This window comes from Novosphingobium sp. SG751A, from assembly GCF_013149295.1.
Taxonomy (GTDB): domain Bacteria; phylum Pseudomonadota; class Alphaproteobacteria; order Sphingomonadales; family Sphingomonadaceae; genus Novosphingobium.
In genome coordinates this window covers 1-7,678 of sequence record NZ_JABGCB010000049.1, presented here as the reverse complement: position 1 = coordinate 7,678, position 7,678 = coordinate 1, and the positions used below count along the sequence as shown (strand labels likewise).

The following is a 7,678-nucleotide window of genomic DNA, read 5'->3' as shown; positions in this document are numbered from 1 at the left end:
CGAGAGCGATGTTGCCCAGGCGGTGTGGGATGCGGTGCACGATCGCACAGACCGGCTTCACTTTCCGGCGGGTGCCGATGCGCTGGCTATGGCCGCGACAGGTTGATAAGGCTGCTTTCTCAGGCGCGCAGGCGGTAGGAGAGGGGACATTGCGCCGGACGTATCCACACTTCTCCGTCGTCAGCGGTCTCCATCGTCAACCCATGGTAATCATGAACGGCGGCATGGGGCGTGTCGATGGTGTGGGTGTGGGTCGCGGTGATCAGCAGCACCAGGGCGCCCGCCCTTTCCGCCGCCAGCACGCCCGCAGGCGAATCCTCCAGCACAAGGCAGCGCTCGGCGGTTGTGCCAAGTTTGCGGGCGGCAAGGTGGAAACAATCGGGGGCAGGCTTGCCGTGCTCGACATCCTCCGCCGCGATCAGGATCGGCGGATGGGGCAGCTCTGCGGCGGCAATCCTGCGCTGGGCCAGCGCACGCGGCGCCGATGTCACCACCGCCCATTTCGCGCCGGGCAGCGTGGAAAGGAACGCGGCGCAACCGGCAATGGCCTCAATCCCGTCAACATCGTCGATCTCGGCCTGCGTGATCCTAGCTGCTTCAAGCGCGGGATCCACGCCGGGCAGCGCGAGTCGTCGGATCGTCTCGATCGATTGCACGCCATGGATCGTTTTGAGGAAAGCCTCGACATCAAGCCCGTGGCCCGCCGCCCAATTCCCCCAGATCCGTTCGGCGGTCCGGATCGAGTTCAGGATCGTGCCGTCCATGTCGAGAAGCACGGCGTCAATTGGATGGATTTCTGCTTTCGGCGTCATCGATTAGGTCCTTTTAGCCCAAGCCCACAGGGTAGCAGCCGTTTAGTGGTTCCGTTACGCTCGTCGAAACTGCCCCTTCATTCAGGTAAGTGCGCCAAAGACCAGCGGCCCTTTCCAGCCTGATCTCATTTGCTCTTTGCCATCAATTGTGCAGCGCCACCTTCAGATAATGTCGGCAAAGCCAGAACGACGGAGGTGGCGATCTGTCGTTCCGGCACAGGCGCCTCGAAGGACAGAAGGGCGACTTGAGGTGCTAGGCTGTTACAACTTGTCCGGCCCGCATCGCGATGAAACTTTGCGGATCTATGCCTTGCTCAGCAATTGCCTGATCCAGTTGCCGCAACGGATCATCGCGCGGCTCGTCGGTCAGCTTGAAGGTTCCCCAATGGATGCCCAGCGCCAGCTTTGCCTCCAAATGCTTCATGATGGCTACAGCTTCGGCGGGATTGGTGTGTTGAGCCCCCATGAACCAGCGCGGATCATAGGCGCCAATGGGCAGCAGCGCGACATCGACGGGCCCGTAGTCCTGCCGCAATTTTTGGAAGATGGCGCCGGTGCCATAACCGGTATCGCCCGCAAAATAGATAAGCCGCCCTTTGGCCCTCACCATGAACCCGCCCCATAGGGCCATACGCCGATCACGCGGGCCGCGTGACGACCAATGCAGCGCGGGCACCACATGAACCCGGACATCGGGCTCCAAATCCACACTCTGACCCCAATCCAGCGGTACAACGCGTGCTGCCGGAACACGGCGGCGGATGATGGAGTCATTGCCCAGAGGAGTGATGATCAGCGGATCATGGTCACGGTGCAGGAAGCGCAAAGTTGCCAGATCAAGGTGGTCATAATGATTGTGTGACAACAAAACAGCATCAAGCCTGGGAAGATCGGCCAGCGCTACGCCGGGGACCGTCACTCGCTTGGGTCCTGCAAAGCCAAACGGGCTTGCTCGCTTGGACCAAACCGGGTCGGTGAGAATATTGAGGCCTCCCATCTGGATGAGCAGCGTTGCGTGGCCCACCATGGTGATCCGCAGTCCATCGACAGATGCTGGGGGCCGCACCGGTGTAACTGGCACGCAAGCGGGCCACGGGTTGTCGGGAATGTTGCGCCGCCAGCGCAGCACATCGCCAAGGCTGCGGTCTGTTTCCGGTTCGCCAGCGGGGTTGAGGAAGCGTAGCCCGTCGAAATGATCCGAGACAGGGCCGTTGTAATAGGGATTGCGTTTGGCCATTGGGGCAACTGTCCAGAAATCAGGAGCGCGAAATGGAAGATGACCTAGCCGCTTAGGGACAAGGCCGCTACCGGCAAAGTTGGTTCAGCATCAGCCCTTTTATCTATTTTTATCTAAGCTCAGGCGGCAGCTACCGGCGCGTTGCTATCGAATGGTCTCTTCTCTAACGCCGCCATTTGCGGCGCAAAACTCTGCAGCCCAAACCCGCCACCCCTTCATAGTGTCCCCGATGGCGGATTTTGGCTGGCCGGGCGATAGCTCCCACCTTTGGGCAGATTGAAACGCTTCTCAGAGCCTTGATGTAACAATATCATCAAGCCGTGCCCGGATTGTGGTTGACAGGTGAAACTCGGCCGCCGCCAGATTTTCGCCCAGATGCACCCTGCTGGACGTCCCCGGAATGAGCAGAAGATTGGGTGCGCGTGCCAGCAACCAAGCCAGTGCCACCTGCATCGCGCTTGCCCCGAGCTCGGCTGCTATCACGCTGAGGGTTTGCGACTGGATCGGACTGAACCCGCCCAAGGGGAAAAACGGGACATAGGCGATACCCTGAGCGGTCAAGGCGTCGATCAGCGCATCATCGGCGCGATGGACAAGGTTGTAATGGTTCTGCACGCAAACCACGGGCGCGATGGCCTGCGCCTGCGCCACCTGCGCCTGCGTGGCATTGCTGATCCCCAGATGCGCGATCAGGCCTTCTTCGCGCAAACGAGCCAGCGTCGAGAACTGCTCTTCCAGCGGTCCATCGGTCGGGGCGTGAATATCGCCCATGAGCCGCAGATTGACCACATCGATCCGCTCCAGCCCCAAATGGCGCAGATTGTCATGAACCGCCTGTGTGAGCTGCGCCGGGCTTTGCGCCGGAAGCCAAGAGGCATTCGGGCCCCGCAGGGCGCCAACCTTGGTGACGATCACCAGATCTTCGCGGTAAGGGTGAAGCGCCTCGCGGATGATCTGGTTGGTGATGTGTGGGCCGTAAAAGTCGCTGGTGTCGATATGGTTGACGCCAGCCTCCACTGCCGCGCGCAGTACCGCCACTGCTTCGGCGCGATCACGCGGCGGGCCGAACACGCCGGGCCCGGCAAGCTGCATCGCGCCATAGCCGATTCGGTTTACGATGCGATCGCCGATGAGGAAGGTTCCGGCTTTGGCGGCAATGGTCATGGTAAATCTCCTGAAGCTGTAAGCAGGATATGGACTTTACGCGGATGATCGATAAGCCACCTTATTCCACACAGGTCGTACGGAATCTCGCACAATGCCGATGGAACTCGACGATCTCTCCGCCTTTGCCGACATCGCCCGCGCGGGCGGCTTTCGCGAGGCCGCGCGCCTCTCCGGCGTATCTGCGTCCGGTCTGAGTGAGGCCTTGCGCAGGCTGGAAACGCGCCTGGGGGTGCGCCTGCTTCACCGCAGCACGCGCAGCATATCCTTGACCGAGGCCGGAGCTCGGCTCTTCGAGCGCCTCTCGCCTGCGCTGGCCGAAATCGGCGCCGCGCTTGAAGGGGTACAAGCGCAGACGGACCAACCGGCGGGCACGCTGCGGCTCAATGTGCCAGCCAATGTCGCGCGAACCGTGCTGCCGAGCATCATCCCGCCTTTTCTGCTCAACCATCCCCATATCCGCGTTGAGGTGACCGTCGAGGACAGCTTTGTCGATATTCTCGCCTCGGGCGCCGATGCGGGCATACGCTATGAGGAAAGGCTCGAGCAGGACATGATCGCCATGCCCATCGGGCCGCGTTGCCAGCGCCTGATCGCCGCCGCCGCGCCAGCTTACTTTGTGGCACGGGGCCGCCCCGCCCATCCGCGCGACTTGCTCGACCATGCCTGTCTGGGCGGGCGCTTTTCCAGCGGCGCGCTTGCCGTCTGGGAATTTGAGAAGGATGGCGAAGTGCTGCGGATTGACCCGCCCACACGGCTCCTCATCAGCCCAGGTCTTGCCTGTGATCTGCTGATCGAGGCCGCCGTTGCGGGACTGGGCATCATCTTCCTGTTCGAGGATTGGCTGAAGCCGCATCTGGCGAGCGGCGCGCTCGAGCCTGTTCTGGAAGACTGGAGCACGCCCTTTTCCGGCCCGATGCTCTATTACTCTGGTCGACGACAGGTGCCAGCGCCGCTGCGGGCTTTTATCGACTTCACGCGCCAGGCCTTATCTCAAAGATAGCCCGGTGAAGTCGCGCCTCGCCGCCGTAGCCGACGTTCTGGCACCAAAAATGTTTCGTTCAAACCTGCCATAGGTTCATTGGCCGCAACCGCTTGCGGCATACCGCATCATCTCCCTCCTTGCAGCGATCGACGTCATGGGAAAAGCGAGAGGTCAATGCCATTGCCCATGGCCTGATGGCCCTTATCGCTGGGGTGCAGATGATCGCCTGAATCGAACTCGGGCTTGAACTGCGTCGGCTTGGCCGGATCACGCACCATGGCTTCAAAATCGATCACCGCATCCGGCTCGCGCGATGTGCGGATCCAGTGGTTGACCGCCTCGCGCATGGCCACTTTGGCTGGGGTTGAAGTGAGAGGATCAAACGGATTGGGCGTCAGCGTGCCGAGATAGATCTTTACCGAGCGGGCATGGGCTCGCGCGATGATCTGGCGATAGCCGGCGATGAGTTCCTCTGCCGTGATGTCCGGGTGATCGTCAAACAGGCTGTGACCGGAGAAGTTGATGTCGTTGATGCCTTCAAGCAGGATGAGATGTGTCAATCCATCAATCCGCAAGGCATCCCGATCCAGCCGTGCCATGCTGGCCGCACCCCACCCCGGCGAGAGCACCCGGTTGCCCGCGATCCCGGCATTCAACACCGTATAGCGCCCGCCGCCCTTGCGCGCCGTCAGCCTGCGCGCCAGCACTTCGGGCCAGCCATGCAGGGCATCGGGTCTGTCCTTGTTGCCATCGGTGATGGAATCGCCCAGCGCGACAATGACATGGGGCGGCGCCTCGCTCAGCACTGAGACGCCGGTGACCAGCGGCCTGCCCTTCATCGGGGCTGCCTGGTCAAGCGCGGTTTGCATGGCCTGATTGCCCGGAGCAATCAAGAAACCAGCCCCACCGCGCCCTTCGTTCATCATTGGTGAGGCCAGCGCGGCGCTCACAATCAGCTCTGCGCCTGGCTTGACCGCCAGATCGACGGGATCGCTCAGAACGGGCGCACCAACCGGGATCGTCACGCCGGCGGCGCCTCCGAACGTCAAGGCGTGTAGCGAGCCAAGGCGGGCGGCGAAAGCATCGCCTGCCACGCCAACCGAGGCCGCGCTCAAACGCAGCGGCGCGGTGCCCTCCTCATTCGAGAGCCTGATGCGCAGTTTGCTTCCGGCCGTCTGCACCGTGATGCGATAGCGGACCGTGCCGGAAACCGGCTGGGGCGTCAGTTCGAGGCGCAATTTGTCTGCCGGCAAGTGCCAGTGCTCGACGGCAAATTTGACGAAGCTTTCCGATGCCGCTTCGTAAGTTGCTGGGCTGGACTGAAACGCCTCTCGCCACACGGGCTTGGCTTGGGTCGCACCGCTCGACAGCGCCAAAGCCACAGCCACAGCGCTGGTCATACACCGCTTCCATCCGTTTATGAGCACGGAACTCTCTCCCCAAAATAGTATTGTTATTCCAATATTGTCCAAACGGAGGCTGCCGTCAATTCTTGGGCCAGCGTGAAAAATGCAAAATGGCGAAAGCCTTCGAAAACCGCGCAACCATACGCTATGGGATCGATAGCCTCCGTCTCTAATGGTGATTGGCTCGCCGCAGACGCATAACTCTGCCTCAGCCGCCAAAGCCGCCTTTGCCGGCTCTGTAGCCGTTCGTCGCAAGTGGCCATCTGTTCAGAGATTAACCACGGCCACTCCCTCAGCCGACGGCAGTACTCGCAGGTGGTTACCCTATTGTTCGAGGTGTTGCGAGGCGGGTCACGTTGATCTCGGGTGTAACATTATGGGAATAGACTCATCTTGTCGTAAATATAGAACGGAATGGCGCTGGAATTGGCTTGGCAAGCAGCGTAATGTACACCTTATTCAATGATCGCAGCCTTGAGGTGCAGTGATGGGCGAGATGACCACGATACCCGCAGGAAACGTCGAACGTTTCCCGTTAGTGGAGAATGCCAGGGCAGTGAGCGACGAACTGGCCAAGCTTGAGGTTATGATCAAGGCAGCCTGCCCGGAAGCGACGGCGATCCATTTCGATTTCGACGGCAAGCTGCGGGTGCGTATCGACGTACACAGTCGTGATGACGTTGCCGCCATCCAGAAAACCCTGCCGGGACTGGGCGGCGGCGGACTGTTCTATGGCTTGACGCTGGGGGCAACGCCGCACAGTCCCTTCCATCATCGCGTATCAGCGCTCGTCGACCGATGACGACAACCCAATCACATCGCCAGTGTAACTCAGCTGTCCGTCGTCAGAACATTTGGCACAAATCGGGGCGTAGATTAGCGGAGAGTGGGCCTCGTCTTTGGGGGGATATTAGCTCATGTTGACAAAAGCCTTAAGCCATAGGCGAGCGGCAGCGATGTTGAGGAAGCCGAGAAACGAGAGGGCAGTTTTGTCGTAACGTGTGGCAATGCGCCGCTGCCGCTTGAGCAGGCCGAACATGCGCTCGATCGTGTGTTCATGATGACTCTCCAGTGCAGATTCCTGTTGAGCTGTTTTGGAGGTCGACGAGCCAGATGCGCTGGGATCCGACCTTGGCCAACCGCCCTTTGATCCGACCGCGTCGGAGCCAACCGTAGACAGTTTGTTGGTGTGCTCCGATTCGATCGGCATATTCCTGAAGGGTAATTTCGCACTCGTTCTGCCGTGGTATATTGTTCGACCAGATAGGACGTGTCGTGCCAAGCCCACGCCGCTGGAGCAGGCGATGGATCATGGCAGCGTTGAAGCTATCCTTCTTGGGCGGCGTCCAGCCATCGGCATTGAGGGCGTCTGCGATAGCCTGCGCGGTAGCTCCCTGGCTTCTGAGCTCGGTAATCCGGGCAAGCAGCTTGGGGGTAAAAAAGGGGATCTCGGGCGCCTGATCGGACGGACCAAGGGCGGCATGAACACCAAGCTTCACGCCGTGACCGATGCCAATGGCCGCCCCTTGAGTTTCTTCATCACCGCAGGGCAAATCAGCGATTACACCGGCGCCGCAGCTCTGCTCGATGAGTTGCCCAAGGCTCAGTGGATGCTGGCCGACCGGGGTTACGATGCCGAGTGGTTCAGGGATGCGCTTGAGCAAAAGGGCATTGAACCCTGCATTCCGGGACGAAAATCCCGATCGCTGCCTGTCAAATACGACAAGCGCCGCTACAACCAGCGCAATCGGATCGAGAAAGCATGGCGTAGGAACCTCTGAGTCACAGGTTCATTTAGTGCCGCAGGTGGGCCATAATGCGCTTCTGAACCTGGCCCGCTGGATTGCGAGGCGTGGCGATGTCATATCGGAAGAAAATCCATTGGACGGATCTGCCGACAGATCGACGTCGGCGGATTGTGGTTCTTCTAGGGGAACTGATCCAGCGAAGATTATCACTTCCGCGGGAGGCCAGCCATGACGATGGAACTCATCAGAACTCTGCCTGAAAAGGTCTTGCCGCGCCATCAAGAGCGGCAGGCCGTCGTTTACGTCCGTCAGTCGACGATGCGGCA

Annotated in this window: 6 protein-coding genes and 2 pseudogenes; 3 read left to right on the top strand and 5 right to left on the bottom strand. The window is 60.5% G+C overall.

Features of this window, described 5'->3' with window-relative positions; all coding sequences use genetic code 11:
• Window positions 1-119 precede the first annotated feature (119 nt).
• From FHW96_RS25675 to FHW96_RS25665, 3 genes are all read right to left on the bottom strand, one after another.
• The gene (locus tag FHW96_RS25675) at window positions 120-812 is read right to left on the bottom strand and encodes an HAD-IA family hydrolase (RefSeq protein WP_172343406.1); all 693 of its coding nucleotides are present in this window, start codon (window positions 810-812) and stop codon (window positions 120-122) included.
• 253 nt (window positions 813-1,065) lie between these two features.
• On the bottom strand, window positions 1,066-2,049 hold the full coding sequence (locus FHW96_RS25670; protein WP_172343405.1) for an MBL fold metallo-hydrolase: 984 nt from the start codon (window positions 2,047-2,049) through the stop codon (window positions 1,066-1,068).
• Window positions 2,050-2,337: 288 nt separating this feature from the next.
• Window positions 2,338-3,213 carry an oxidoreductase gene (locus FHW96_RS25665; RefSeq protein WP_172343404.1) on the bottom strand — a complete coding sequence of 292 codons (876 nt, stop codon included), beginning with the start codon at window positions 3,211-3,213 and terminating at the stop codon, window positions 2,338-2,340.
• A gap of 94 nt (window positions 3,214-3,307) precedes the next feature.
• Here FHW96_RS25665 and FHW96_RS25660 point away from each other — a divergent pair, with 94 nt between their 5' ends.
• A complete protein-coding gene (locus FHW96_RS25660; RefSeq protein ID WP_172343403.1) occupies window positions 3,308-4,216 on the top strand; it encodes a LysR family transcriptional regulator in 909 nt (302 codons plus the stop codon).
• A gap of 134 nt (window positions 4,217-4,350) precedes the next feature.
• Here the strand turns inward: FHW96_RS25660 and FHW96_RS25655 are convergent, their stop codons facing one another.
• Entirely contained in the window at window positions 4,351-5,598 is a 1,248-nt protein-coding gene (locus tag FHW96_RS25655; RefSeq protein WP_172343402.1) for an SGNH/GDSL hydrolase family protein, read from the bottom strand.
• Between the two features lie 493 nt (window positions 5,599-6,091).
• Between FHW96_RS25655 and FHW96_RS25650 the strand changes: the two genes are divergently transcribed.
• A complete protein-coding gene (locus tag FHW96_RS25650) occupies window positions 6,092-6,406 on the top strand; it encodes a hypothetical protein (protein ID WP_253951274.1) in 315 nt (104 codons plus the stop codon).
• Window positions 6,407-6,514: 108 nt separating this feature from the next.
• Here the strand turns inward: FHW96_RS25650 and FHW96_RS26445 are convergent.
• Window positions 6,515-6,652 (bottom strand): annotated as a pseudogene (locus tag FHW96_RS26445) (transposase); the annotation flags it as partial.
• 379 nt (window positions 6,653-7,031) lie between these two features.
• On the opposite strand from FHW96_RS26445, the pseudogene FHW96_RS25640 reads away from it, so the two are divergent.
• Window positions 7,032-7,376, top strand: a pseudogene (locus tag FHW96_RS25640) (IS5 family transposase); the annotation flags it as partial.
• Window positions 7,377-7,678 lie beyond the last annotated feature (302 nt).

What these genes read in the sequence shown, in the direction of transcription:
- FHW96_RS25660 (WP_172343403.1), top strand. Translation starts at nt 3,308, where the DNA reads ATGCCGATGGAACTCGACGATCTCTCCGCCTTTGCCGACATCGCCCGC.
- FHW96_RS25665 (WP_172343404.1), bottom strand. Translation starts at nt 3,213, where the DNA reads ATGACCATTGCCGCCAAAGCCGGAACCTTCCTCATCGGCGATCGCATC.
- FHW96_RS25675 (WP_172343406.1), bottom strand. Translation starts at nt 812, where the DNA reads ATGACGCCGAAAGCAGAAATCCATCCAATTGACGCCGTGCTTCTCGAC.
- FHW96_RS25670 (WP_172343405.1), bottom strand. Translation starts at nt 2,049, where the DNA reads ATGGCCAAACGCAATCCCTATTACAACGGCCCTGTCTCGGATCATTTC.
- FHW96_RS25655 (WP_172343402.1), bottom strand. Translation starts at nt 5,598, where the DNA reads ATGACCAGCGCTGTGGCTGTGGCTTTGGCGCTGTCGAGCGGTGCGACC.
- FHW96_RS25650 (WP_253951274.1), top strand. Translation starts at nt 6,092, where the DNA reads ATGGGCGAGATGACCACGATACCCGCAGGAAACGTCGAACGTTTCCCG.